Here is a 23,488-nt window from a genome sequence, read left to right as displayed (position 1 = left end):
ACCATGCCGATCGAGCTGGACCCCAGCCTCCCCCCGTCGCTCTACCCCCTGGCCTGGCTGGTCGGATCATGGTCGGGCTCGGGCGCGGTCCATCGTGCGGGGGACGCCGACGCCCCCGACCGACGGATCGAGCAGACCCTCACCACCACCGCCCGCCCGGACGGCACCCTCGCCTGGCGCTCGGTGATCCACGAGCTGGACGACTCCGCCCCCCTGCCTCCCACGAGCGCCTTCGCCGCCGCGCAGCCCGTCGCCGCCGAGGCCTCGCGCCGTCTGCTGCTGCGCGAGGACGGCGTGTGGACCGTCGGCGAACCGCTGCCGGGGCAGGACCTCGCCGCGGCGCGCGCCGCCCGCCCCGGCGACCCCGCCGCCTTCCTCTCTCACGCCCTGACCGCGCAGGTCACGCGCCGGGACGGGGAGACCGGGCAGGAGCACTCCGAGACCTGGCGCGGCGAGGTCCGCGGACCGCGCGTCCAGCTCGCCCTGGGTGAGAGCGCGGCCGACGGTCGTCCGCTGGTCACCGACACCCGCATGTTCGGCTACATCGCCGGCCGGATGATGTGGCTGTGGGAGCGGCGCCTGCCCGTCACCGCCGCGGATCCCCACCCGGATCTCGCCCCCTTCGTCTCCCTGGAGCTGCATCGTGCCTGAGCCCGTCGGCGCCCATCGTCCGCTGTTCGTCACCGGGGCGGTGCTCGGCGAGGGCCCCGACGCCGCGGTGCCCGTGCACTATGGCGCCCCGCTGCGCGAGCAGCGTCGGCTCCTGGACCGGCGCGCGGTCGTCGACCTCGGCCAGCTCGAGCTGCTCGAGGTGCGCGGCACCGACGCCCGCACCTGGATGACCACCATCACCAGCCAGGTCCTCGCCGGCACCCCCGTCGGCTCCTCGGCGAGCCTCGCCGTGCTCTCTCCGCAGGGTCGCGTCGAGCATCTCGCCTCCTCGGTGGTCCTCGAGGAGGAGGCGCTGCTGCTGATACTCGACGCGGGAGCGCGGGCCGGCCTGCGGCGCTACCTCGAGATGATGCGCTTCGCCGCCCGCGTCGAGCTGATCGACCGCGACGACCTGCGGGTCCTCGGCGCTCTCGCACCCGCGGCCGAGGTGCTCCCCGGTCTCGGCCTGCCCGATCCGGTGGCCGTCTGGGCCGAGCCCTGGCCGCAGGTCGCCCCCGGCGGCGTGGCCTACGGGCCGGATCCGGAGGATCCCGTCGGCGCCGTCCTCACCGTGCTCGACGCGGCGGCCCTCCGTGGCCTCCCCTGGGCCGGGGAGCAGCTGGCCGGCATGTCCTCCTGGGAGGCACTGCGGATCGCGGACCATCGGGCCCGCGCCGCCCGCGAGATCGACGAGCGCACCATCCCGCACGAGCTCGACCTGCTGCGCACCGCGGTGCACACGGCGAAGGGCTGCTACCGCGGCCAGGAGACGGTCGCGAAGGTGCTCAACCTCGGCCAGCCGCCGCGCCGGCTGGTCATGCTGCACCTCGACGGCTCGCAGGACCTCCCGGTCGGGGTGGGCGGCGAGGTGCGCCTCGGCGGGGCCGACGGGAAAGCAGTCGGCACCGTCACCTCCTCCGCGCTGCACGCCGATCTGGGACCGATCGCCCTCGCCGTGGTGCGCCGCGCGGTGCCGCTCGACGCCCCGCTGAGCGTGGGGGTCGCGGTCGCCGACTCATCCGGCGAGGATCGCGTGACCTGGGTGGACGCCGCCCAGGAGCCGATCGTCGTGGCCCGCGACCACGGCGAGCGCCCCGCGACCGCGAAGCTCTGAGCCCGCGCCCGCAAGCCCGGGCCCACCTGCGCGGCACCTTCACGCACCTCCCACGCCGTCTCCCGGACGGTGCGCCCGCCCACCTGGAACAATGGACGCCATGAGCGCGCAGGACGATCAGGCCGAGTGGATCCGGCACCGCCGCGAGGTGGTCGAGGCCAAGGAGCAGGCCCTGCGCGCCGCCCGCCAGGACGAGCACGAGCGGGCCACCGCCCTCATCCGGGAGGCCGTCGCCGGGTACGCCGCCGCCGGGATCGACCCGATCCCCCTGCGGGCCCGGCCGTTCACAGGGAGCGGCACGCTGCGCACCTCGCTGCAGGGCTGGTATCTCAAGCAGGACCGGTCCCTCGCCGTGGACGCTGCGGGCAACTACTACGTGATGCGGGTCGAGGGCGGGCTGCTGGCCCGGCTGCGCGGCGCGGACCCGGAGCCCTCCCCGGCCCCGCTCGTCGTCGGACGCGGTGCGCGTGATGGCGACACCTTCGAGCTCACCGAGCTGCTGCGCCTGCGGCGAGAGGATCCGGTCCGCCCATGAGCCCCCTCTCCTCCCCCGCGCCCTGGCCCGAGCGGGCCCGCGGTGCGATCACCGGCTGGTTCACCACCGGGTTCTCCCGCGGGCGGTCCGACGCCCTGACCGTCGCCCGCGCCGCCCTCGCCGCGTCCCTCGCCTATCTCGTCTCGGGATTCCTGTGGAACCACGAGCATCCCTTCTTCTCCTCGATCGTCGCCTTCATCATCATCGGCTTCGGCATCGAGAAGAAGATGCGCAAGGTCGTCGAGCTGGCGTCGGGCGTCATGCTCGGCGTGCTCCTCGGCGAGCTGGCCCGCTCCCTGCTCGGCTCCGGCACCTGGCAGATCTTCGTGGTGGTGCTGGTCGCCGGGCTGCTGGCCCGTTTCATCGACAAGTCCTCGCTGTTCGGCTTCCAGACCGCGATCCAGTCGCTGCTGGTGATGATCATGCCGGTCACCCCGGGGATGACCCCGGGCGGGCGGGTGCTCGACGCCCTGACCGGCGTGACCGTCGCGATCGTCGTGCACCTGCTGCTGTCGGGGAACCCGCTGCGCCTGCAGGCCCGCGCCGCCTGCTCGTTCTTCGGCGAGCTCGACGACACGCTCGTGGCCCTCGCCCTCGCCGCCCGCAGCGGCGATCACGGCGTCGCGCGGGCGGCCCTCGTGAGCCTGCGCTCCAGCTCCCAGAAGTACACCGACGAGTGGACCCTCGCCAACGACGTCGCCAACGAGATGGCGACCTTCTCCCCGACCGGCGTGCGGCACGCCCACCAGGTCGAGCGGCTGCAGCACCTCCTGATCGGCTCGGACCGGGCGATGCGGAATATGCGCGTCATCGCCCGCCGCGAGGTCGAGTTCCTCGAGGCGGTCCACGGCGATGCCCACTCGCGGCTCGCCGACGCGCTGCTCGCCGCGCGGGACGCGGTCGGTGCCCTGCGGGAGGCCGTGCAGCGCGACGAGGTCGACTTCACCGAGGCGCGGCGTCGGCTTCGGCTGTTCTGCTCCTATCTCACCCCCGAGATGCTGCTTCAGAACGACGAGGGAACCCGGCCCGGGCGGGCCGGGCACTTCGAGGGCGTGACCCTCACCATCCAGCTGCGCTCCCTCGCGATCGACCTGCTGCAATCGACCGGGCTGAGCGCCGTCGAGGCCAAGAGGTTCCTGCCCAGCCTGGTGGTCGCGGCCGACGGCGAGGCGATCGGGCCGCGCCCCCTCACCCGGGAGATGCGGGCGCTCGAGCCGCCCGCCACCACCGAGGCGCTCGAGCTGCTGATCACCGACCGCTCGGACCCGGATCGCACCCGCTGAGGCGTCCCTCCCCACCCGGACCCGAGGCGGTCCGTCCTCGAAGGACCTTCAGCACGCGACCGTATCCTGAGGCGATGATCGCCCTCATCCAGATGTGGATCCTCGCCGTGCTCGCCCTCGCCCTGCTCGCCGTCGAGGTGTGGGCCTTCGTGAACGCCCTGCGCTTCCGCCCCGACGCGTACACCGCGGCAGGCAAGCGCTCGAAGGTGTTCTGGTGCGTGCTGACCGGGGTCGCGATGCTGCTCGGCTTCCTGTCGCTGCCCTACCCGATCGGCAACGGCGGCGCCTCGATGCTGTTCATGCTCATCGGCATCGTCATCGCCGGGGTCTTCCTCGCGGACGTGCTGCCCGCTCTGCGGCGCGTCATGGGCCGCGCCCAGGGGCCGCGCCGCCGCTGGTGAGCACGGCCGACGGATACAACGAGGCCCCCGGAGCAACGCTCCGGGGGCCTCGCTGATCTGAGCTCAGCTCACAGCTCGTCGATCAGGCGTGTCCGACTGCCTGATCTCCTGCCGTTCGCCCTGCGCCGCCGACTCGTACCTCGCCGACGACTGCGGGCTCACAGCTCGTCGATCAGGCGTGTCCGACTGCCTGATCTCCTGCCGTTCGCCCTGCGCCGCCGACTCGTACCTCGCCGACGACTGCGGGCTCACAGCTCGTCGATCAGGCGTGAGTACCCGCCGAGCGGAGGTTCTCGCAGGCCTCGACGATGCGGGCGGCCATGCCGGCCTCGGCCTTCTTGCCCCAGGCGCGGGGGTCGTAGGCCTTCTTGTTGCCGACCTCGCCGTCGATTTTCAGCACGCCGTCGTAGTTCTCGAACATGTGCGAGACGACGGGGCGGGTGAAGGCGTACTGGGTGTCGGTGTCGATGTTCATCTTGATGACGCCGTTGTCGACCGCGGTCCGGATCTCCTCGAGGGTCGAGCCGGAGCCGCCGTGCATCACCAGGTCGAAGGGCATCTCCTTGCCGTACTTCTCGCCCACGGCCTTCTGGATGTCCAGCAGGATCGAAGGGGTGAGCTTCACGTTGCCCGGCTTGTACACGCCGTGCACGTTGCCGAAGGTGAGCGCGGTCAGGTAGCGGCCGTTCTCGCCGAGGCCCAGGGCGGCGGCGGTCTTCAGGCCGTCCTCCGGGGTGGAGAAGAGCTTGGACTCGTCGACGTCCGCGGAGACGCCGTCCTCCTCGCCGCCCACGACGCCGACCTCGATCTCGAGGATCTTCTTGGCGGCGGTGGTCTTGGCGAGCAGCTTCTCGGCGATCTCGAGGTTCTCGTCGACCGGCACGGCCGAGCCGTCCCACATGTGCGACTGGAACAGCGGGTCCAGGCCCTTGTTCACGCGGTTCTCGAGGTCCCACTCGATGAGGGGCTCGACCCAGGTGGGCAGGACCTCCTTGGCGCAGTGGTCGGTGTGCAGCGCGACGTTGATCGGGTAGTTCTTGGCGACCGCGTGCACGTACTCGGCGAGCGCGATGGAGCCGGCGACGCGGTCCTTGATGGTCGAGCCGGAGAGGTACTCGGCGCCGCCGAAGGACACCTGGATGATGCCGTCGGAGTTCGCCTCGGCGAAGCCCTGCAGCGCGGCGGTGGCGGTCTGGGAGCTCGAGACGTTCACGGCCGGGTAGGCGAACTTGCCCGCCTTGGCGCGGTCGATCATCTCTGCGTACTGATCCGGGGTGGCGACTGCCATGGGGGTTCTCCTTCGTCGATGGGAGTCCGTGACGACCTCCGGGCGCCAGGGGGCGCGGGTCGTCCGATCGGGCTCATTGTTCCACAGCGCGCCTGACCCTTCCCGGGCCGAGGTCCCGCATGGACAGTCGCCCGTCGTGCTGCGCCGGCGTCCTCTCCGGCAGGCTCAGCGCAGCGGCCCCTCGGGGATGTCGGCGTGCTGCAGGATCCAGGCGTGCATCGCGATCGCGGCCGCGGCGGCGACGTTGATCGAGCGGGTCGACCCGAACTGGGTGATGCCCACGACGAGGTCGGCGGCGGCGAGGATCTCGGGGCTCACGCCCGGTCCCTCCTGGCCGACCACGAGCACCGCGTTCCGCGGCAGTCGGGTGCGCTCGAGCGGCAGCGCGCCGGGCACGAGGTCGATCGCGACCAGCGGCCGCCCCTCCGCGCGCGCCCAGGCGATGAGTCCGTCGGCGTCGGCGTGGTGGATCTCGTGCTGGTAGCGGTCGGTGACCATGGCGCCGCGCCGGTTCCAGCGGCGTCGGCCGACGATGTGGAAGGCGCCGACGGCGAAGGCGTTGGCGGTGCGCACCACGGAGCCGATGTTCGCGTCGTGCTCGAGGTTCTCGATCGCGACGTGGAGGTCGTGGCGGCGGGTGTCGAGCTCGGCGACGATCGCGTCGCGCCGCCAGTAGCGGAAGCGGTCCTCGACATTGCGGCGATCGCCGTTCTCGAGCAGCTCGGGGTCCAGCCGCGGGTCCTCGGGCCAGGGCTCGGGATGGGGTCCGACGCCGACCTCGCGCGGCTCCTCCGTCGCGGGGGACGCCTCCGTCATCGCCCTTCGGCCTTCTCCTCCTCGAGCTCGGCGAGCTCGTCGGCGTCGGGATCGGGCAGACCCAGCGCGCGGCGCTTCCGCTCGCGCAGCAGGAGCCTGATCCCGAACCAGGCCGCGACCAGCACGATGAGCACGTAGACGACGTTCGAGAAGACGTCGGTGTAGGGCTCGATCACGGTCCAGTTCGAGCCCATGAAATACCCGATGGTCATGAAGATCGTGTTCCAGATCCCGCTGCCCAGCGCGGTCAGCAGCGTGAACTTGCCCAGCGGCATCGCGTACAGGCCCGCGGGGATCGAGATCAGGGAGCGGATGCCGGGCACGAAGCGGCCGAAGAAGATGGCCTTGTAGCCGTGGCGGTCCATAAAGGCGACGGTCTTGTCGTAGTCCTCGACGTGCACGAGCGGGAGGCGGATGAAGATCACCCGCAGCCGCTCGGGGCCCAGCAGGCGCCCGATCCCGTAGAGCAGCCAGGCACCGGCGACGGAGCCGGCGATCGAGGCCAGCAGCATCAGCCAGTACGACTGGCTCGGCCCGGCGGAGGCCACGCCCGCGAGCGGCAGGATCACCTCGGAGGGGATCGGCGGGAAGACGTTCTCGAGGAAGATCAGCAGGAAGACGCCGATCGGTCCGAGGGCGTCCATGGTCGAGATCGCCCAGTCGACGATGTTCACGGTGTTCTCCCGGGGGTCGGTCGGCGGGGTCGGGGCGCCGGGGACCGGCCCCTCCATCCTAGGGATCCGCGCCCCGGCGATTCCTCACCGCGGGGGAAGCTCCCCAGCATGTTCACGGATCGTCCCCGCGACCGCCTCACGGCACCCCCGGATCACCTGGATCGTTCCGCCCTGTCGCAGGAGTTCCTGGGCTTACCCTGTGCGCATGAGCTTCAATCCCAACGCCGAGATCCGATCGGACAACGTGGCGCGCTCCGGCGGGGGCGGCACCGGCGGCGGCTTCCGGCCCGGCGGCGGCGGGCTGAAGATCGGCGGCGCCGGCGGCTGCGTGATCCTCGTGGTGCTGCTCGTGCTGATGATGACCGGGATCCTCTCCCCCGGCCAGGTGATGGACCTCGTCGCGGGCGGCGGCACCTCCCAGGGGCAGAGCGGCCAGGGCGGGGTGCTCGAGCAGTGCACCAGCGGCGCGGATGCGAACGCCGACGACGAGTGCCTGGTCCAGGCCACGATCGAGTCCGGCGACTCGCTGTGGGCGCAGCTCGCGCCCGAGGCGGGCTGGGAGTTCGTGGAGCCGCAGGGCATCGTCTTCTCGCAGTCGGTGCAGACGGGGTGCGGCGCGGCGACGGCCGACGTCGGCCCGTTCTACTGCCCCGCCGACTCCACGATCTACGTGGACGTCGACTTCTTCGACTCCCTCTCGTCCCGGTTCGGGGCCGACGGCGGACAGCTCGCGAAGATGTACGTGGTCGCCCATGAGTACGGGCACCACGTCCAGTACCTCTCCGGGGCGATGCAGTCCGCGGACCGCAGCGGCACCGGCCCGCAGTCCGACGCCGTGCGGCTCGAGCTGCAGGCCGATTGCTACGCGGGGGTGTGGGCCCACCACGCGTCGGCCACGACCGACGACCAGGGCCAGCCGATGCTCGCCCCGCTCACCGACGAGGACATCGCTTCGGCGCTGTCCGCCGCGAGCGCCGTGGGCGACGACCACATCCAGGGCGACGTCGCCGGCGGCCAGGTCAACCCCGAGTCCTGGACCCACGGCTCCTCCGAGCAGCGCCAGCACTGGTTCACCGTCGGCTACTCCGAGGGCACCGTCCAGGCCTGCGACACCTTCGCGGTCGACGAGGTCTGATCGCGATGGCGGGACCGGCTCGCCGCTCCGCCCCGCCCGTGCGGGCGGCTCAGATCTCGAGCTCGGAGATGTCGTACGCGGCGAGGTAGCGATAGCCGGCCTGCTCGACGGCCTCGCGGGAGGCGTCGGCGCGGTGCACGATCACGGCGACCGCCGCGATCTCCGCCCCCGCCTCCGTGAGCGCCTCGCACGCGGTCAGCACGCTGCCGCCGGTGGTGGAGGTGTCCTCGACAGCGACCACCCGTCGGCCGGAGACCTCGGGTCCCTCGATGCGGCGCTGCAGGCCGTGGGACTTCTGCGCCTTGCGCACCACGAAGGCGTCGAGCGCGGGCGAGTCCGCGTCGGCGGCGGAGGCGTGCAGGATCGAGGTCGCGACCGGATCCGCGCCGAGGGTCAGCCCGCCGACGGCCTCGACACCGGGCACCAGGCCCTCGCGTCGCAGCAGGTCCAGCATGACCCGGCCGACGAGCGGCGAGGCCTCGTGGTGGAGGGTGATGCGCCGCAGGTCGACGTAGTGGTCCGCCTCGACGCCCGAGGAGAGCGTGACCTTCCCGCGCACGACGGCGAGGTCGCGGATCAGCTCGCGCAGGCGCTCGCGGTCGGCGGCGAGAGCGGGATCGACGGTCGAACGGGCGGAGGCGGAGGCGCTGGTCTCGGACATGCGGTCAGCGTAATGGACCGGCCCCTCCCGACCCGGGACGCATCCGGGGCACCCGGGCAGGATCAGTCCTCGTCGCGCTGCCAGTGCGCATGAAGGTTCCGGCGGGAGGCCCGCTTGCGGGAGCGGTCCACGGCCCGCGCCGTGATCCGGGCGTACCAGGACGGGGAGGACAGCGCCCGCATCACCGAACGGGGAGCGACGCGGGAAACCTCGCCGGCAGTGCGATAGCCGACCGACGGGATGGACAGCACCACGCCCTTCGCGGCGTCCTTGAGGGCGTGCTCGACGACGAACGGGGCCCGCAGCCAGGTGACGCGGGGCAGTCCGTCCCGGCGGCGGGAGGCGCCCTCGTGCAGCTCGGTCTGCACGAAACCGGGCAGGAGCGCGGTCGCGGTCACGCCCGTGCCCTTGAGCTCCATGGCGAGGGACTCGGTGAACACCGTGACCCAGCCCTTCGAGGCCGCGTAGGGTCCGGCGGCGGTGTAGCCGGCGAGCGAGCTGACGTTGATGATCGCGCCCTTGCGCCGCTGGACCATGCTCCGGGCGGCGGCATGGGAGAGCACCAGCACCGCGCGCATGAGGGTGTCCATCTGCCGCTCGTGGTCCTCGACGCCGATCTCGAGGAAGCCGCCCCTCAGTCCGTACCCGGCGTTGTTGACGAGCAGGTCGATGCGCTCCACGGGATCGGTGAGCCGGATCGCGACGCGGTCGAGATCCTCGCGGTCGGCGAGGTCCGCGGCGATCACCTCGACCTGCACGGGATGCACGTCCCGGATCTGCTCGGCGATCGTGCGCAGCCTGCTCTCGTCCCGGGCGACCAGCACGAGGTGGTGCCCGGTGCCCGCGAGCTGCCAGGCGAACTCGAGGCCGAGGCCTGAGGTGGATCCGGTGACGAGAGCGCGCGCCATGAGGGAGAGTCTACGAGCGCTCGGCTCCTCCCGCTGGCGACTGCGCTCCCCCGTAGGATCGACACCATGCGCATCGCGACCTGGAACATCAACTCCCTGCGGGCCCGGATGGACCGCGTCCTCGCCTTCCTGGACCGCCACCAGGTGGACGTCCTGGCCCTGCAGGAGATCAAGGCCAAGCCCGCCCAGCTCGACCTCGCCGCGCTCGAGGCGGCCGGCTACGAGGTCGCCGCCCACGGCCTGAACCAATGGAACGGCGTCGCGCTGATCTCGCGCGTCGGCCTGCGGGACGTGCAGACCGAGCTGCCGGCCGTGCCCACCTGGCCGGAGGACGGAACCGGTGTCGTGGAGGCGCGTGCGCTCGGCGGCACCGTCGGCCCGAAGGGCGCTGACCTGCGGATCTGGTCGTTGTACGTCCCCAACGGGCGCGAGCTGGACCACCCCCACTACGGCTACAAGCTGCGCTGGCTGGAGGCGCTGCGCGCGGAGGGCGCCCGCGAGCTCGCGGCGGACCCCGCGGCGCGGGCCGTGCTGGTCGGCGACTTCAACGTCGCCCCGCAGGACGACGACGTGTGGGACATGGGCTTCTTCGAGGGCAAGACCCATGTCACCGAACCGGAGCGGGCCGCTTTCCGAGCCGTCGTGGACGAGGGCTTCGCCGATGTGGTCCGGCCCGAGCATCCCGGCCCCGGCGTCTACACCTACTGGGACTACCAGGCGCTGCGCTTCCCGAAGAAGGAAGGCATGCGCATCGACTTCGTGCTCGGCTCCCCCGCCGTGCAGCAGGCCGTGACGGGCACCTTCATCGACCGCGAGGAGCGCAAGGGCAAGGGCGCCTCGGACCACGCGCCGGTCGTGGTGGACCTGGAGATCTGAGAAGAGCCGGGGGGAGGCAGGGGGCGCATCCGCTCCCTGCACGGGCCCGGACATGGCGGAGGGGGGGGGGGGGGGGGGGGGGGGACACGCCCTCGAACACACCGTCCCTTGTGCCGAATGGTGCAGGGGGGGGCACGCCCGCCCCCTGCAAGGGCCCGGACATGAAGGAGCGGCGTCACGATCATCGTGACGCCGCTCCTGACGAGCCATCTGCATCGGGATCAGGCGTTCACGGGGTGTGGCTGCGGTGGCGCTGTCGACGCCTCACAGCCGGTCCATTGCGGGGACCAGTCGAACGTGGGTTCCGATGCCGGTATTCGTCGTTGTCCAGATCACAGTACACCCGGGTTCCGGGGTGTGCAACGGGGGTGAGTATCTGACCGTTCCTCCCCAGGTGCGGTTTATCCACCGTGGGCCCGTCGGGGGCGCGCAGGTCGCGTTCGTGTCGCCACGATGGCAGCATGACCAGCACTTCTCTCGCCGACGCCACGGATCTGCGCCCTGTGCCGACCGAGCCCGATCCCCTCGGGGACGGCACCTCGCGCCGCCGCCGCTCCCGATTCCCGGAGCGCCCGCTCCCGCGGGTCGCCGGCCCGCCGACGCGAGGTTCCGCGGTTCTCTGGAGAGGCCGCTCGGAGGGTCTCCGCGAGCAGCTGGCGGACCATACCGCCGCCGTGGGGTTGGCGCTCGTCGACGCCGACGCCGCGAGCGAGGGCGCCGCCGGTGTGGGCGCCGCCTGCGCGGTGGTCACGGAGGCCGGCGTCACCCTCGGATCCCCGCTCGCGCGGGATGCCCCGCCGCTGCTCGTCCTCACCGGGGACGAGGAGATCGCGCCGGAGGTCTGGAGGGTCGCCCTCGCGGGACAGGCGCGGGCCGTGCTGCGGCTCCCGCGGGACTCGGAGTCGCTGCTCGCCCATCTCGCCGAGCTCTCCCGGCCCCGCGGCTCCGCCCTCCTCCTCGGGGTCGCCGGGGGCTGCGGCGGTGCGGGGGCCTCGAGCCTCGCCGCGCGGCTGGCCGCCGCGGCACGTGCCGACGGCCCGGTGGTGCTGATCGATGCGGATCCGCTCGGCGGCGGTCTGGACCTGCTCGTCGAGGCTCCCCCGATCAGAGGCATCACCTGGCAGGAGGCGACACGGCTGGGACCGGATGACGGCGAGGCCCTGCGCACGGGACTGCCGCTCGTGGACGACGTCCGTCTGCTCGTGGCCGGGGAGGACGGGGGTCCCGGCGCGGAGGCCCTGCGCCGGGCGCTCTCCTCCCTCGCCCCGCTCGCGGGGACCGTCGTCGTGGACCTCGCCCCGTCGCTGGTCCGGCCCGCCCTGGATCTCCTGGACCACCTCGTGCTGGTGGTGCCGGGGCGGGAGGGCGCGGTCCGGGCTGCGGAACGGCGGCTGCGGGACTGGGCCCCGGCCGCGGGCCGGGTCGGTGCGGTCGTGCGTCGGGACCGTGGTCCGAGCGCCCGCGAGGTCGTCGCGGACCTCGGCCTGCCCCTCCTCGGAACTTTCCGCGACGGGCCGCGGGGGGACGTTCCGCTCCTCGATGTGCGACGGGGCGGCGCCGACCGCACCGCCCGCGAGCTGGTGTCGCGGCTGCGTGAGGAGGCACGGCGATGAGCACTGCGGCGACCCCGCTCCCTGCCGCGGGCGCCGGTGCGGATCCCGCCGGTCTCGGGGAGCTGCTGCACCGGGTCCGCGCGGATCTCGTGCGCCGGCCGGGGCCCGTGGACGTCACCCGGATCGCGGGCCTGCTCCGGGAGCAGGGCCGGGTGCTGGGCGCGGCCGCGACCCTCGAGCTGACCGCTCGGGTGCGGGACCACGTCGACGGGCTCGGGCCGCTCCAGGCGCTGATCGCCCCGGGCGTCACCGACCTGCTGGTCAACGACGACGGCACGGTCTGGGCCGACGACGGCACGGGCCTGCACCGCAGCGGGGTCCGTCTGTCGCCCGAGGAGGCGCGCGACCTCGCCGTGCGCCTGGCGACCAGCGGCGGGCGACGTCTCGACGACGCCATGCCCTGGGCGGACGCCCACCTCCCGAGCGGCATCCGCTTCCATGCCGTGCTGCCTCCGCTCTCCCCGGGCGGGGCGATCCTGTCCCTGCGTCTGCCGGCGAGGGAGCATCTGGACCTCGCGGCGCTGCAGGCCCGCGGCGCCTTCGGCCCCGAGACGGCGGAGGTGCTGCGCGCGGTCGTGGCCGCCCGGGTCCCCTTCCTGGTCACCGGCGGGACGGGCACCGGGAAGTCGACCCTGCTGGCGGCGATGCTCGCCTCGGTCCCGGAGACCGAACGGATCGTCGTCGTCGAGGATGTCCTCGAGCTCGCGGTGGACCATCCGCACGTCGTGCACCTGCAGTCCCGGCACGCCAACTCCGAGGGTGCCGGTGCCGTGGACCTCACCACGCTCGTGCGGCAGAGCCTGCGCATGCGCCCTGACCGGCTGGTGCTCGGCGAGTGCCGCGGCGCCGAGATCCGCGAGCTGCTGCAGGCGCTCAACACGGGGCATGAAGGCGGCTGCGGCACGGTCCACGCGAACACCGCCGCGGACGTGCCCGCCCGGCTCGAGGCCCTCGGCGCCCTCGGCGGGCTCGACCGCGGAGCCCTCGCGGTCCAGGTCGCGAGCGCCCTGGAGGTCGTCATCCAGCTCGGACGGCACCACGGCCGCCGCGTGCTCGAGGAGATCGCGGTCCTGGACCGCGGCGAGGACGGCCTGCTCCGCGCGAGCACCGCGCTGCGCCCCGTCGACGGACGCCTCCTCGAAGGCCCGGCCGCCGGGCACCTCGCCGAACGGCTGCGCCCCGCCGCCGAGGCCCCGCGGCGCGAAAACCCCGCGGAGCCGCCGGCCGCGCGCTCCGAGCGGTCCCTGACGATCTCGACCCCGGGGCGGCGAGCGGCATGAACCTCGACGCCCTCCTCCCGCTGGGGCTGCCCCGACTCGAGGTGCCGAGCACAGCGCTGCTGCTCCTGCCCCTCGTCCTCGGACTCGTCGTCCTCTGGGCGCCGGCCCCCGCACGGGACAGGACCGGAGAGCCCGGACCGCGGACCCGGATCCGCCGTTCCGCCTCCGGCCCCCTCGAGACGGCGCGGATGATCGAGCAGCTGGCGACCGTGATCGCCTCCGGGGCAGGGCTCCGCCAGGCCTGGGCCGCACTCGCCCGCACCCTCCCGGCGGGCGACCTCGCCGAGGTCGCGCGGGCCGGGGCGGCGGGGGCGGATCCCCGGCGGGCCGCCACCGGGGCGCTGGCCCGGAGCGCGCGGATCGGCAGCCTCGGCGCCGCGCTCGCGGTGTGCGAGCGGACCGGTGCCCCGACCGCCGGGATGCTGCAGGGTCTCGCCGATGCGCAGCGGGACCTCCACGACGCGGCCCTCGCCCGCCGCTCCGCGTTCGCCGGGCCCCGCTCGACCGCCCGGATCCTGCTGGTGCTGCCGCTCGCCGGACTCGGCCTGGGCATGCTGCTCGGCGGGGACCCGCTGCGGCTGCTGCTGGCCTCCCCCGCCGGGAACCTCCTCGGCGCGACCGGCCTCGCCCTCACGGGCCTCGGCTGGTGGTGGATGCGCCGCCTGCTGGACCGCGCCGATCCGCCGACGGACGACGAGGTCGATCCCTCGGTGGCGCTCGAGCTGATCGCCGGGGTGCTCGAGGCGGGCTCTCCCCTCGCCCACGCCGTCACCGCCGTGGCGGAGTCGCTGCCCGACGGCCCGGACGCCCGCGGTCTCGCCCGCCTCGGCACGGCCCTGCGCGGTGGCGTCCCGGCCACCCTCGCCGTCGCCGACCTGCCCGAGCGGTTCGCGGCGCTGGGCCGCTCCGCGGTGCTCGCCGAGACCTCCGGGGCGGACCTCGCCCGAGTGCTGCGCTCGGCCGCACTCGACGCCCGCCGCGGGAAGGCACGGGACGCCGAGGTGCGTGCCGCCCAGCTCGCGGTGCGCCTGGTTCTGCCCACCGGCATAGCGCTCCTCCCCGCCTTCGTCGCGCTCGGCATCATCCCCACCGTCATTTCCCTGCTGGGCGGCACCCTCCAGCTCGGGGCGGCCGGGGCGACGCCATGAGCGCGCCCTCCCTCCGCGTCCTCCCCACCGGTCCTCCGGACCCTCCTGGACCCGCCGGGGACTCCCGGCGGGGGCGGCTCGCACCGCCCCATCCGGTCGACTCCCGTCGACCGGTCCCGGACGGCCTCGCCCGTCCACGACCCGAAGGAGCACGACATGTCCCTCACCCTCACACGGATGCGCCGGGGCCTCTCCCGCGCGCTGCGCGACGAGACCGGCGCCTCGACCGCCGAGTACGCCATCACAGTGCTCGCGGCCTGCGGTTTCGCCGCGGTGCTGGTCGCCCTGCTGGCCTCCGGAGAGGTCCGCGAGATCCTCTTCGGCATCATCACCTCGGCCCTGTCCAAGGGGTCGTGATGCCTCGGCGTCCCCGGTCGTCCCCGCTGCGGGACGACCGGGGCTCCGCCACCGCCGAGACCGCGATCGTGCTCCCGGTGGTGGTGATGATGGTGCTCGTGCTGCTGCTCGTCGGCCTCGGCCTCGGCGCCCAGGTGCGACTCGAGAGCGCGGCCCGGGGCGCCGTCCGCGAGCTCGCCCGCGGCGAGGACCCCGCCGCCGCGATCGCGACCGCCGAGCGCATCGGCGGGCCCGGCGCGGTCGTGTCGATCAGCGGCGAGGGCGCCTGGGTACGGGTCGAGGTGCGCCGCACCCTGCGCGCCGGCTCCGGTCCGCTCGCGGGCGCCGCCTGGGAGATCAGCGCCGACGCCGAGGCCCGCCGCGAGCCGCACCTGATCGAGGGGGCCGGACCATGAGCACCGGGGCCGCCGGGGTGCTGGCCTGGACCGGGGCGAGCACACTGCTGATCGCGGGGCTGTCGCTGCTGGGCGGCGGGACCCTCGCCCAGGCCCGTGCCGCGACCGCTGCGGACCTCGCCGCCCTCGCCGGGGCCGACGCCCTCGCCGTCGCCCACGGCGACCCCTGCGGCGTCGCCGCCGAGGTCGCCTCCCGCAACGACGCCCGCCTCACCGCCTGCGAGCTGCGCGAGTGGGATGTGCTGGTGACTGTCGAGGTCACCGCCGCACCGCTGCCCGAGCGGACCGCGCGGGCCCGGGCCGGTCCCGACCCCCGCGATCAGCAGACGGTGACCCGTCCGTGACGGCGGGACGCCCGGCGCCCCGGACGGTCCGCGACGCCTCAGGGATGCAGCAGCCCGAGCAGCACCTCGGCCTGCGCCTTCGAGAGCGGCTCGTTGCCATTGCCGCACTTGGGCGAGACCACGCAGGCCGGGCAGCCCGACTCGCAGCCGCACTCGCCGATCATCTCCGCGGTCGCCCGCAACCAGGCCGCAGCGTCGTCGGCCCCGCGTTCGGCGAAGCCCGCGCCGCCGGGCGCGCCGTCGTACACGAAGATCGTCGGCTCGCCGGTGTCCTCGTGCTGCGCCGTGGAGACCCCGCCGATGTCCCAGCGGTCGCACGTGGCCAGCAGCGGCAGCATCGAGATCGCCGCATGCTCGGCGGCGTGCAGCGCCCCGGGCAGCTCCTCGCCGGGGATCTCGGCGGCGTCCGTCGTGGACCGCGGCACCACCCACCACACCGCCTTCGTGGTGAGCGTGCGCGGCGGCAGGTCCAGCGGGTGCTGGCCGAGCACGACCTGCGTGTACACGTCCCGCACCTGGTACCCCGTGACCTGGTCGGTGACGTCCACGGTGCCGAAGCAGAGCTGCACCCCGCCCGCCCACGGCACCTCCCGGTCGATCTGCCGGATACGGATGGTCGAGGTCGACTGCGGATGCGTCGAGTGCAGCGGATCCTCCCGGTGCACGAAGGCCACGGCCCGCTCGACGTCGAGGTGATTCACCACGAAGCTGGTGCCCTGGTGGAGGTAGACCGCCCCGTCATGGACCTGGCTGTGGGCGCTCGCCGCGTCGACCGTGCCCAGCAGCGCACCGCTCGCCTCCTCCACGATCCGCACCGGCTCCCCGCCGCTTCCCCGCAGGTCGGTCAGGTCGTGCGCCGACTCCGTCATCGTCCAGTACCAGCCGTGCGGACGGCGCCGCAGCACCCCGCGGCCGGCGAGGGTGTCCAGCAGCTCCCGCGCCGTCGGCCCGAAGATGTCCTCCTCGCCGTCTCGGATCGCCAGCTCGCTGGCCGCCGCGCACAGGTGCGGGGTCATCACATAGGGGTTCGCGGGGTCGAAGACCGCCGCCTCCACGGGGGCCTGGAACACGGTCTCGGGATGGTGGACGACATAGGTGTCCAGCGGGTCCTCCCGCGCGACGAACAGGGCGAGGGCTCCCCCGTCCCCGTCCTGCCGCCGACCGGCGCGGCCGAACTGCTGCCACAGGGAGGCCCGGGTCCCCGGCCATCCCGCGACCACCACCGCATCGAGGCCCGCGATGTCGATCCCCAGCTCGAGGGCGTTGGTCGAGGCGAGAGCCCGCAGCTCGCCCGAGCGCAGGGAGTCCTCGAGAGCGCGGCGCTCGCGCGCCAGGTACCCGCCGCGATAGGCCGCGATGCGACGGGCACGGTCGGCGAGCGCCGGCGCGAGCGTGTGCTCCGCCTTCTGGTCCAGCAGCCGCCGCGAGCCCGAGGCGACGAGCTCCGCGCCGCGGCGGGAGCGAGCGAAGACGAGGGTCTGCACGTCGCGCTCGACGAGATCCGCGAGCAGGGCGGCCGCCTCGCTGGTCGCCGAGCGGCGCAGGGGCGCCTCGCGTCCGCCGTCGCGGCCGTCGGCGTGCTCCCCCGACTGCTCGAGCTCGGCGTCGAGCAGCTCCGCGCCGTCCGCCGTCGCGCCGGGGCCGCGTCCGTCCACCCGGGCGCGGGTCCCGGGCTCCCACAGCCCGATCGTGAGCCCCGCGCGCGGGGACCCGTCCTCGGTGACCGCCTGCACCTCCCGGCCGATCAGGCGCGAGGCGGACAGCTCCGGGTTCGCGGTCGTCGCGGAGGCGAGCACGAACGTGGGCTCGGCGCGGTAGTGCTCCGCGATCCGCCGCAGCCGCCGCATCACCATCGCCACGTGGCTGCCGAACACGCCCCGATAGGTGTGGCACTCGTCGATCACCAGGTAGCGCAGGGCCCGGAAGAAGCTCGCCCACTGCTCGTGCCCGGGGAGGATCCCGAAGTGCAGCATGTCGGGATTGGTGAGCACCACGGTGGCGTGGCGCCGCACCCAACGCCGCTGCTCCGTCGGGGTGTCCCCGTCGTACACCGCGACGCGCGCATCGCGCAGCCCCGCACCGTCGGCGAGCGCGGTGATGTTCGTCAGCTGATCGGCGGCGAGGGCCTTGGTGGGCGAGAGGTACAGGGCGGTCGCACGGCGCGCCGTCACGTCCAGCTCGCGCGCCCCCACCGCCGTGAGCACCGGCAGCAGGTAGGCGAGGGACTTGCCCGAGGCGGTCGCCGTCGCGAGCACCACGTCCTGTCCCCCGTGCGCCAGCTCCGCGGCCTCCTCCTGGTGGATCCAGGGCGCCGTGATCCCTCGCTCGGCGAGGTGCGCGAGCAGGCGCGGATCGGTCCAGCTCGGGAAGGCGCCCCGGCGGCCCTCCCGCTCCGGACGGACCTCCACGTGCGTGAGGCAGCTGCGGCGGGTCAGGGGTCCCGTGAGATCGGTGAGGAGGTCGGCCGCTCTGCCTGCCCTCATCGACTCCTCATTCCCTGCGCGCGGTCCCCACATCGTCACCGCGAGCTCCCCTCACGGCTGGGGCACAATCGTAGCCATGCCCACCGACGTCCCCCAGGTCCAGCCCGCGCTGATCAGCGCCCTGCGCGCCGACCTCCGCGCCGCCGACTACACCGTGGCCCGGACCGAGGAGCTGCTCGGCGAGGTCGCCGTGGCGGCGCTGCGCCGCGAGAACCCGCTGCCCGCGCGTCGGGCGCTGGCCGGCTCGTCGGACCCGGCGGCGCTGCTCTTCTCCCTGCTGACCTTGGGCAGTACGGCGACCCGCGCGGAGGTCGACGCGGCCCTGCCCTCGCTCGGCGCCTCTGGCGCGGAGGAGCTCGGGATCCTGGGGATCGCCGACCTCGACCCGGGCGGCCCCGGATCCGCGCCTCCGCCGCTGCGCGCCCTCATCGACCTCGCCCCCTACGCCGCCCAGGACGACCTCGGCGAGATCTCCTGGTGGATCGCCTCGGACCCGTCCGAGCTCGCGACCGGGCGTCCCCTCGGGCCCGAGCACGTGCTCGGGGTGGGCGGCGCCTCGCTCACTCTCGCCCGGATCACCCCGCGCGAGCGCGTCTCCCGGGTCCTGGACCTCGGCTGCGGCGGCGGCATCCAAGCGCTCCACGCCTCCCGGCACGCCGAGCACGTGGTCGCCACCGACCTGTCCGACCGCGCGCTCGCCATGGCGGCCTTCAACGCCGCCCTCAACCAGATCGAGCTCGACCTGCGCCACGGCTCGCTGCTCGAGCCCGTCGCCGGCGAGCGCTTCGACCTCATCGTCTCCAATCCTCCCTTCGTGATCACGCCCCGGCAGGAGCCGGTGCCGGAGAACCGCACCGCCGGCAGCACGGGCGGGTGGACCTACCGCGACGGCGGCCGGGCGGGCGACACCCTGCTCGCCGAGCTGCTCGCCGCGCTGCCCGCGCATCTCTCCCCCGGCGGCCGTGCCGTGCTGCTCGGCAACTGGGAGATCCCCGCCGATGCCGACTGGGACACCCATCCCTGCTCCTGGCTCGAGCCCGCCCGGACCGACGGGGTGGACGCCTGGGTGATCCAGCGCGAGCAGGAGGACCCGGCGCAGTACGCGGAGACCTGGGCACGCGACGGCGGGATCACCGACCGGGACCCGGCCTGGACCGCGCTCGTCGGCGACTGGCTCGAGGACTTCGCCTCCCGCGACACCGCTGCGATCGGCTTCGGTTACCTCCTGCTGCGCCGTCCCGGGGATCCGGGGACCGCCGCGGGCATCGGGTCCGCCCCCGCCGCAGGCCCCACCTCCGACGAGCCCCGGCGCCCGGGCGTCCTGCGCACCGAGCACCAGGTGGGCAGCGGCAGCGGCACCCTCGGCGAGCACCTCGCCGCGGGCCTGCGGATGCTGAGCGAGCTCGAGGACCTCGACGACGACGCCCTCCTGGCGAGCCGTCCGGTCCGGGCCGCCGACGTGGTCGAGCGGCGCCACCTCACGCCCGGCGCGTGGGATCCGCTGCTGATCGAGCTGGTGCAGGGTGCGGGCCTCGGGCGCGTGGTCCCGGCCGACCAGATCCTCGCCGGGACCGTCGGGGCCCTCGACGGCACGCTCACGCTCGGTCAGGTCCTCGGGGCGGTGTGCGCCCTGACCGACTCCGACGCCGACGCCGAGCGCTCCCGGATCCTCCCTCTCGTCCGCGACCTCCTGATCTCCCGGATGGTGACCCTGTGACCACGAGCCCCACCTCCCCGACGAGCCCCGTCGACGCCGGCTCCGCCGAGCAGGCCCCGCCGCGCCTCGCCCCGCCCGTGCGGGCCGTGCTCTCGCTGCTCATGGCGCTCGCCTCCGCGGCGGCGGTCTGGGTGCTGGCCCGGGCCGCCGTCGGCACCGCGAGCGGGCAGCGGATGGACCAGCTGATCCTCTCCGGGGCGCAGGCCCACGAGGGCCGCCTCGCCGAGTATGCGCAGATCGCGATCCTTTCCGTGAGCGCCCCGGCCGTCATCGCCCTGCTCGCGATCGCGGCCGTGCTGGTGCTGCTGCGCCGACGCGGCGACCTGCTGCTGCCGATCGGCCTCGTCGTGCTCGGCGCGAACGTCACCACCCAGGTGCTGAAGCACCTGGTGATCACGCGCGAGGCCCTCGGCCCCGGCATCGAGATCACCCCGAACTCCTTCCCCTCGGGGCACACCACTCTCGCTGCGACCGCCCTCGTGGCCGTGGTCCTCGCGAGCGGCGGGGCCCGGGTGGTCCTCGCACCGCTCGGCGCCGCCTGGACCGCCGCCGCAGGGATCGGCACCCTCGTCGAGGGGTGGCACCGTCCCTCCGACGTCGTCGGGGCGATCGTGGTCGTGGCCGCCTGGACCTTCCTCGCGCTGGCCGTGGACGGGCTGCTCGCCCGTCGGCGCCTCGCCCGCCGCCCCGCCGCCCCCGGGCGCGGGCGACGCCGCGCCGCGACCTCCTCCGCCCTGCAGCGCACCCGAGCCATCGACATGCTGATCGGCGTGCTGCTCGGCGGCCTCGGCCTCGCGGGGCTCGCCCTCGGCGCCCTGGACCTCGGCTCCCTCGGTCTGCCCCTCGACCTCCAGGACGCCGCCCAGCAGTCCACCGCCTTCACCGCGACGGCCCTGCTGATCGCCGGGGGCACGGCGATCTGGATGGCGCTCGTGCTGCTGCTGCGCACGCCGATCTCACACCGGGCCTGAGCGGGCGACCGTGTACCGTGAACTCTCGGTGAGCGCCCTCAGCGCCCCGAATACTCTCTGACCTGGGCACGCTGCCCGGGTTCATGCGCCGCGACATCGCGGCGGGGAAGGACTGCGCACCGTGACTGGCGGACGGCATCTCGTGATCGTCGAGTCCCCGGCGAAGGCCCGGACGATCGGCCGCTACCTCGGGGAGGATTACACGGTCCTCGCCTCGGTGGGCCACATCCGCGACATCCCCGTGCCCCGCGATCTCCCCGCCGAGATGAAGAAGGGGCCGTACGGGAAGTTCGGCGTCGACGTCGCGGGCGACTTCGACCCGTACTACATCGTCAGCCCCGACAAGAAGAAGACCGTCGCGGACCTCAAGAAGGCCCTCAAGGACGCCGACACCCTCTACCTCGCCACCGATGAGGACCGCGAGGGGGAGGCGATCGCCTGGCACCTGCTCGAGACGCTCAAGCCCAAGAAGGGCCTGCCGGTCAAGCGGATGGTGTTCCACGAGATCACCAAGGACGCCATCCTCGGCGCGCTCGAGAACACCCGCGAGATCGACTCCCACCTGGTCGATGCGCAGGAGACCCGCCGCATCATCGACCGCCTGGTCGGCTTCGAGCTGTCCCCGGTGCTGTGGCGCAAGATCAAGCCCTCGCTCTCCGCGGGACGCGTGCAGTCCGTCGCGACCCGCCTCGTGGTCGAGCGGGAGCGGGAGCGGATGGCCTTCGTGGCCTCCGACTACTGGGACGTGACCGGCGTGTTCGGCCCGCAGGCCGAGGGCGGCGAGCAGTTCGCCGCGAAGATCGCCACCGTCGACGGTTCCCGCGTCGCGACCGGCAGCGACTTCGCGGACACGGGCGAGCTGAAGCCCCGCTCGAAGTCCGCGACGGTGCTCACCGAGGAGTCGGCCGGCGCCCTGGTCACGGCGCTGTCCGGCGCCCCCGCGGAGGTCACGGCCCTCGAGTCCAAGCCCTACACCCGTCGGCCCGCCGCTCCCTTCACCACCTCCTCGCTGCAGCAGGAGGCCAGCCGCAAGCTGCGCCTCGGCGCGCGCCAGGCGATGCGGGTCGCGCAGGCGCTGTACGAGAACGGCTACATCACCTACATGCGTACCGACTCGGTGACCCTCTCGCGCGAGGCGATCTCCGCCTCCCGCGGGCAGGCCGCCGAGCTGTACGGCGCCCAGTACGTGCCCGACAAGCCCCGGCTCTACCAGAACCGTTCGCAGTCCGCGCAGGAGGCGCACGAGGCGATCCGCCCTGCGGGCGACCGCTTCCGCACCCCGGCCGAGGTCGCCGGGCAGCTCTCCGGCGACGAGTTCCGGCTCTACGAGCTGATCTGGAAGCGCACCGTCGCCTCGCAGATGGCCGACGCGAAGGGCACCACCTCGACCGTCGAGCTGACCCTCGCGCAGGAGGGCCGCACCGCGACCTTCCGCGCCGCGGGCACCGTGATCACCTTCCGCGGCTTCCTCGCCGCCTACGAGGAGGGCCGTGACGCCTCCCGCTACGGCCAGGAGGACGAGGGCGGCGACAAGCGTCTGCCGCAGATGCAGGAGGGCCAGCAGCTGGTCACCCGCGAGCTGACCCCCGACGGGCACACCACCACCCCGCCGCCCCGCTACACCGAGGCATCGCTGGTGCGGGCCCTCGAGGAGCGCGGCATCGGCCGCCCCTCGACCTACGCCTCGACCGTCGCGACCGTTCAGGACCGCGGCTACGTGCTGCGCCGCGGCACCGCCCTGGTCCCCTCCTGGACGGCCTTCGCGGTGGTGCGCCTGCTCGAGGAGCACTTCGAGACCTACGTCGACTACGACTTCACCGCGCAGATGGAGCAGCAGCTCGACCGCATGGCGCGCGGCGATCTCAATCGCTCCCGCTACCTGAAGGACTTCTATCTCTCCGACGGAGAGGAGACCCCGATCGGCCTGAAGCCGATGGTCGACGATCTCGGCGAGATCGATGCCCGGGCGATCAACAGCATCGAGATCGGCGAGGGCATCACTCTGCGCGTGGGCCGCTACGGTGCCTACGTCGAGGAGCTGCCCCGCGACGCCGAGGGGAACGTGGTCGAGGGCGCCGAGCCGCGCCGCGCGAACGTCTCCGACGACATCGCGCCCGACGAGCTCACCGTCGAGAAGGCTCGCGAGATGCTCGAGCGTGCCAAGGACGACGGCCGCGTGCTCGGCACCGACCCGGCCACCGGCCACGAGATCATCGCCAAGGACGGCCGCTACGGCCCGTACGTCACCGAGGTCCTGCCCGAGCCCGGCGAGGTCGACGGCAAGAAGGTCCCCAAGTCCAAGCAGCCCAAGCCCCGCACCGGCTCGCTGCTGAAGTCGATGGACCTGTCCACCGTCACCCTCGAGGACGCCCTGAAGCTGATCAGCCTTCCGCGCGTGGTCGGCACCGCCGCCGACGGCACCGAGATCACCGCTCAGAACGGCCGCTACGGCCCGTACCTGAAGAAGGGCTCCGACTCCCGCTCGCTCGAGACCGAGGAGCAGATCTTCACGGTCACCCTCGAGGAGGCGGAGAAGATCTACGCGCAGCCGAAGACCCGCGGCCGCGCCGCCGCGAAGCCGCCGCTCAAGGAGCTCGGCACGGATCCCACCTCCGAGAAGCCGATCGTCATCAAGGACGGCCGCTTCGGCCCGTACATCACCGACGGCACCACGAACGTGTCGCTGCGGGCCAGCGAGAAGGTCGAGGAGATCACCGAGCAGGTCGCGATCGAGAAGCTCGCCGAGAAGCGCGCGAAGGGCCCCGCGAAGAAGCCCGCCGCGCGCCGCACCACGACGACGCGGAAGAAGTCGACGACCACCAAGAGCTGAGCGGGCCG

The 23,488-nt window shown here is 73.7% G+C and carries 22 protein-coding genes; 16 read left to right on the top strand and 6 right to left on the bottom strand.

Annotation, left to right across the window (positions count from 1 at the left end):
- Positions 1-3: 3 nt before the first annotated feature.
- The 5 genes from V1258_RS06295 (at position 4) to V1258_RS06275 (ending at position 3,984) form a co-directional block, all read left to right on the top strand.
- Positions 4-651: a heme-binding beta-barrel domain-containing protein gene (locus V1258_RS06295; RefSeq protein ID WP_329748855.1), complete on the top strand. Its 648-nt coding sequence runs from the start codon at positions 4-6 to the stop codon at positions 649-651.
- On the top strand, positions 644-1,765 hold the full coding sequence (gene ygfZ / locus V1258_RS06290) for a CAF17-like 4Fe-4S cluster assembly/insertion protein YgfZ (protein ID WP_329748854.1): 1,122 nt from the start codon (positions 644-646) through the stop codon (positions 1,763-1,765). The genes V1258_RS06295 and ygfZ overlap by 8 nt, the downstream gene beginning before the upstream one ends.
- Positions 1,766-1,865: 100 nt before the next feature.
- Entirely contained in the window at positions 1,866-2,300 is a 435-nt protein-coding gene (locus V1258_RS06285) for a hypothetical protein (protein ID WP_329748853.1), read from the top strand.
- Positions 2,297-3,583 carry an FUSC family protein gene (locus V1258_RS06280; protein ID WP_329748852.1) on the top strand — a complete coding sequence of 429 codons (1,287 nt, stop codon included), beginning with the start codon at positions 2,297-2,299 and terminating at the stop codon, positions 3,581-3,583. Before V1258_RS06285 ends, V1258_RS06280 begins: the two co-directional genes overlap by 4 nt.
- Positions 3,584-3,657: 74 nt before the next feature.
- Complete coding sequence (locus tag V1258_RS06275; RefSeq protein WP_329748851.1) at positions 3,658-3,984, top strand: DUF2516 family protein; 327 nt, start codon at positions 3,658-3,660, stop codon at positions 3,982-3,984.
- Positions 3,985-4,246: 262 nt separating this feature from the next.
- Here the strand turns inward: V1258_RS06275 and fbaA are convergent, their stop codons facing one another.
- The 3 genes from fbaA to V1258_RS06260 form a co-directional block, all read right to left on the bottom strand.
- The gene (gene fbaA / locus V1258_RS06270; RefSeq protein WP_329746446.1) at positions 4,247-5,272 is read right to left on the bottom strand and encodes a class II fructose-bisphosphate aldolase; all 1,026 of its coding nucleotides are present in this window, start codon (positions 5,270-5,272) and stop codon (positions 4,247-4,249) included.
- Between the two features lie 165 nt (positions 5,273-5,437).
- Positions 5,438-6,088, bottom strand: coding sequence for a TrmH family RNA methyltransferase (locus V1258_RS06265; protein WP_329748850.1), 651 nt, complete (start codon positions 6,086-6,088; stop codon positions 5,438-5,440).
- Positions 6,085-6,819, bottom strand: coding sequence for a DedA family protein (locus V1258_RS06260; RefSeq protein ID WP_329748849.1), 735 nt, complete (start codon positions 6,817-6,819; stop codon positions 6,085-6,087). The genes V1258_RS06265 and V1258_RS06260 overlap by 4 nt, the downstream gene beginning before the upstream one ends.
- A 148-nt stretch (positions 6,820-6,967) precedes the next feature.
- Here V1258_RS06260 and ypfJ point away from each other — a divergent pair, with 148 nt between their 5' ends.
- Positions 6,968-7,897, top strand: coding sequence for a KPN_02809 family neutral zinc metallopeptidase (ypfJ, locus tag V1258_RS06255; protein WP_329748848.1), 930 nt, complete (start codon positions 6,968-6,970; stop codon positions 7,895-7,897).
- Between the two features lie 49 nt (positions 7,898-7,946).
- Here ypfJ and V1258_RS06250 read toward each other — a convergent pair whose 3' ends face one another.
- Both V1258_RS06250 and V1258_RS06245 read right to left on the bottom strand, forming a co-directional pair.
- Positions 7,947-8,558, bottom strand: a complete 612-nt coding sequence (locus V1258_RS06250; protein ID WP_329748847.1) for an orotate phosphoribosyltransferase — start codon at positions 8,556-8,558, stop codon at positions 7,947-7,949.
- Positions 8,559-8,620: 62 nt separating this feature from the next.
- Positions 8,621-9,466 (bottom strand): SDR family NAD(P)-dependent oxidoreductase, encoded by an 846-nt coding sequence (locus V1258_RS06245; protein ID WP_329748846.1) that lies wholly within the window; start codon positions 9,464-9,466, stop codon positions 8,621-8,623.
- Between the two features lie 66 nt (positions 9,467-9,532).
- On the opposite strand from V1258_RS06245, the gene V1258_RS06240 reads away from it, so the two are divergent.
- From V1258_RS06240 to V1258_RS06210, 7 genes are all read left to right on the top strand, one after another.
- A complete protein-coding gene (locus V1258_RS06240) occupies positions 9,533-10,342 on the top strand; it encodes an exodeoxyribonuclease III (protein WP_329748845.1) in 810 nt (269 codons plus the stop codon).
- Positions 10,343-10,803: 461 nt separating this feature from the next.
- Entirely contained in the window at positions 10,804-11,955 is a 1,152-nt protein-coding gene (locus tag V1258_RS06235; RefSeq protein WP_329748844.1) for a hypothetical protein, read from the top strand.
- The gene (locus tag V1258_RS06230) at positions 11,952-13,235 is read left to right on the top strand and encodes a TadA family conjugal transfer-associated ATPase (RefSeq protein WP_329748843.1); all 1,284 of its coding nucleotides are present in this window, start codon (positions 11,952-11,954) and stop codon (positions 13,233-13,235) included. The genes V1258_RS06235 and V1258_RS06230 overlap by 4 nt, the downstream gene beginning before the upstream one ends.
- Positions 13,232-14,383, top strand: a complete 1,152-nt coding sequence (locus V1258_RS06225; protein WP_329748842.1) for a type II secretion system F family protein — start codon at positions 13,232-13,234, stop codon at positions 14,381-14,383. Before V1258_RS06230 ends, V1258_RS06225 begins: the two co-directional genes overlap by 4 nt.
- A gap of 156 nt (positions 14,384-14,539) precedes the next feature.
- Positions 14,540-14,740, top strand: a complete 201-nt coding sequence (locus V1258_RS06220) for a DUF4244 domain-containing protein (protein WP_329746436.1) — start codon at positions 14,540-14,542, stop codon at positions 14,738-14,740.
- Positions 14,740-15,135 (top strand): TadE family type IV pilus minor pilin, encoded by a 396-nt coding sequence (locus V1258_RS06215; RefSeq protein ID WP_329748841.1) that lies wholly within the window; start codon positions 14,740-14,742, stop codon positions 15,133-15,135. Before V1258_RS06220 ends, V1258_RS06215 begins: the two co-directional genes overlap by 1 nt.
- A complete protein-coding gene (locus V1258_RS06210) occupies positions 15,132-15,479 on the top strand; it encodes an Rv3654c family TadE-like protein (RefSeq protein ID WP_329748840.1) in 348 nt (115 codons plus the stop codon). Before V1258_RS06215 ends, V1258_RS06210 begins: the two co-directional genes overlap by 4 nt.
- A 38-nt stretch (positions 15,480-15,517) precedes the next feature.
- Here V1258_RS06210 and V1258_RS06205 read toward each other — a convergent pair whose 3' ends face one another.
- Positions 15,518-17,962, bottom strand: coding sequence for a DEAD/DEAH box helicase (locus V1258_RS06205; protein WP_329748839.1), 2,445 nt, complete (start codon positions 17,960-17,962; stop codon positions 15,518-15,520).
- Between the two features lie 76 nt (positions 17,963-18,038).
- On the opposite strand from V1258_RS06205, the gene V1258_RS06200 reads away from it, so the two are divergent.
- From V1258_RS06200 to topA, 3 genes are all read left to right on the top strand, one after another.
- Positions 18,039-19,679 (top strand): DUF7059 domain-containing protein, encoded by a 1,641-nt coding sequence (locus tag V1258_RS06200; RefSeq protein ID WP_329748838.1) that lies wholly within the window; start codon positions 18,039-18,041, stop codon positions 19,677-19,679.
- Complete coding sequence (locus tag V1258_RS06195) at positions 19,676-20,650, top strand: phosphatase PAP2 family protein (RefSeq protein WP_329748837.1); 975 nt, start codon at positions 19,676-19,678, stop codon at positions 20,648-20,650. Before V1258_RS06200 ends, V1258_RS06195 begins: the two co-directional genes overlap by 4 nt.
- A 121-nt stretch (positions 20,651-20,771) precedes the next feature.
- The gene (topA, locus tag V1258_RS06190; RefSeq protein WP_329748836.1) at positions 20,772-23,480 is read left to right on the top strand and encodes a type I DNA topoisomerase; all 2,709 of its coding nucleotides are present in this window, start codon (positions 20,772-20,774) and stop codon (positions 23,478-23,480) included.
- Positions 23,481-23,488 lie beyond the last annotated feature (8 nt).

Source organism: Brachybacterium sp. J153, assembly GCF_036311905.1.
Classification (GTDB): Bacteria; Actinomycetota; Actinomycetes; order Actinomycetales; family Dermabacteraceae; genus Brachybacterium.
The sequence above is the reverse complement of the archived record's forward strand: the minus strand, read 5'-3'. Positions and strand labels throughout refer to the sequence as shown.